The sequence below is a fragment of the Bacillus sp. 05T31 genome, assembly GCF_056396725.1.
Map to the genome: position 1 here is coordinate 1 of NZ_JBFTMA010001255.1, position 591 is coordinate 591.

The 591-nt window shown below is 30.1% G+C and carries 1 protein-coding gene; it reads right to left on the reverse strand.

The annotated features are described in order from the left end of the window. Positions 1-554 (reverse strand): AAA family ATPase (locus AC1DJR_RS32765; protein WP_477004547.1); only part of this gene is annotated, 554 nt, incomplete at its 3' end. Positions 555-591: the final 37 nt, after the last annotated feature.

Here is a 591-nt window from a genome sequence, read left to right on the forward strand (position 1 = left end):
CCTGTGTTTTCTCCAAATGTTTCAATTCTCGGTCTTTCAATTTTTACATTCTCACCATACTTTCTTATAATAGATACACAAGATTTCGGAACTTCTTGTAAAACTACTGGCGAATGAGTAGCTAATATAGCGACCCCATTCTCTGCAGTCAAAATTTCTGAAAGTCCTCTAATATAAGCCGATAAAAGTGGTGGATGTAAATGTGTCTCGGGTTCATCAATTAAAACAAGTGTTTGTTCAACCAACAATTCAACTATTTTAGAAATAGATAAAAGAATAATTTGATGTCCTGAGCTTAAGTCACTGAATTTACTGGCTATCATTTCGCTACATCGCTTAATGTTATCTTCATTTCTTTCTGTTCTAATATATTCCTCTAATATTGTAAGTAACTTTAAATTTTTAAAATTAAAATCCGAATAATCTAATATTCCAAACATACCTTGCAGATGATAATGTCGTTTTTTCAACAAAATACTGTATATGGAATTATAAAATTCCCTGCTTAATTCTTCATAACTCTTAGAATCTGATTTATTTGTTTTAACTCCCACATAATAATATTTTTGTTCTGTATTATCCACCTCATAC